Annotated in this window: 1 protein-coding gene; it reads right to left on the bottom strand. The window is 62.5% G+C overall.

From position 1 onward, the window contains the following. Positions 1-1817: peptidase U32 family protein (locus ACXRVY_RS21455; protein WP_458238183.1), on the bottom strand; the 1817-nt coding region annotated here is incomplete at its 3' end. Between the last annotated feature and the right edge of the window lie 148 nt (positions 1818-1965).

Raw genomic sequence — 1965 nt, 5'->3', positions numbered from 1 at the left:
TGCATCGGTGCAACCTTGGTGCGCACGCCAGTCACGCCCTTGGCCTGTTTCGGGCACAGGTTGAAGGAGAAACGCAGGCAGTGCTTGGTGATCATCACCGGCACTTCGCCGGTTTCCTCGTGGGCCTCGTAGGCCGCGTCGATCAGCTTGACGCCATGACGGTGATAAAAGTCGCGAGCTTTCTGGTTGTAGACGTTGGCCAGGAACGACAGGTGCGACTCCGGGTACACCGGCGGCGGGCTGGTTTCGGCTTTACGGCTGCCACGCGGGTGGGCGGCGATCCGCGCTTCGGTCAGGGCTTCAATCACTTCACGGCGCAAGGCCTTGAGCTGCGAGTTCGGAATGAAGTACGCCTGCGGCGCGTCCAGCTTGATGTCGATGGCGTGGTACTGCGTGGTGCCCAGTTGGCCGAGCAGATCCTGCAATTGCTCCAGCGCCTGCTCCGGCTTGTTGGCGGCGCCGAACGGGCCATCCAGGGTGACGCTGGCGCTGATGCCTTCTTCGCTGGTAGCGGTCAACTCCAGCTGGTCTTCACGCAGGCGAGCGACCCAGCTCAGGGCGATGCGACGCTCGGCGGAGGTCTTTTGCAGCGCCTGTTGCCAGTTGTGATCAAGATTGCGATTCAGCGGATGGTTGGGGCGCAGCTTGTACATCCCCTCCGGCATCTCATTGGGCTCGACGCGATAGCGATAACGCTTCTCGCCGTCCTCCTCGAATTCGCCTTTGGGTTCGGCGATGTTGGCGCGAAAACCCACCACTTCACGCTTGACCAGCACGTTGAGGCCGTCGCCGTTGGACAGCGGCTCGTGCGTCACGACCTGCATGTCACGCTTGGCGACTTTCTCGACCACGCCCACTGGCAGACCGGTGAAGGTCGGCGAGTCAAAGGCGCCGATATCGATCTTGCGGTCAGTGACGAAGTAATCGGTGCTGCCACGGTGGAAGGTTTTTTCCGGGTCGGGCAGGAAGAAGTGCGCGGTGCGGCCGCTGGAGGCGCGGGCCAGGTCCGGACGGTCTTCGAGCACGGCGTCGAGGCGCTGGCGGTAGTAGGCAGTGATGTTTTTCACATAGCCCATGTCCTTGTAGCGGCCCTCGATCTTGAACGAACGCACGCCGGCCTCGACCAGGGCGCGGATGTTGGCGCTCTGGTTGTTGTCCTTCATCGACAGCAGGTGCTTTTCGTAGGCGATCACGCCACCCTTTTCGTCCTTGAGGGTGTACGGCAGACGGCAGGCTTGCGAGCAGTCGCCACGGTTGGCGCTACGCCCGGTCTGGGCGTGGGAAATATTGCACTGACCGGAAAACGCCACGCACAACGCGCCATGGATAAAGAACTCGATGGCCGCGTCGGTTTCGTCGGCGATGGCGCGGATCTCCTGGAGATTCAGCTCGCGGGCCAACACCAGTTGCGAGAAACCGGCCTGATCGAGGAACTTCGCCCGCTCCAGGGTGCGGATGTCAGTCTGGGTACTGGCGTGCAGTTCGATCGGCGGGATGTCCAGCTCCATCACCCCCAGGTCCTGGACGATCAGCGCATCGACGCCGGCGTCGTACAACTGGTGGATCAGCTGGCGGGCCGGCTCCAGTTCGTTGTCGTGCAGGATCGTGTTGATGGTGGTGAACACCCGGGCGTGGTAACGACGGGCGAATTCCACCAATTGGGCGATATCGCTCACTTCGTTGCAGGCGTTGTGGCGGGCGCCGAAGCTCGGGCCACCGATGTACACGGCATCGGCACCATGCAGGATGGCCTCGCGGGCGATGCTCACATCGCGGGCAGGGCTGAGCAATTCCAGGTGATGTTTGGGCAAAGACATAGTTTTTTTAGTCGGGCTTGTCACGGTCGAGGCGTGCATTGTAGCGGCGAAACGCCGGACCGGCACCCGTATGCTGTCGGGTGGCGTTTCGGRCAAGCCTGGCGTGCCTCAACCCCTGTGGGAGCGAGCTTGCTCGCGATAGCGGCAG

This window comes from Pseudomonas sp. P5_A2_2, from assembly GCF_054177685.1.
Note: the sequence above shows the minus strand (reverse complement) of the source record. Positions and strands in the feature narration are given on the sequence as shown.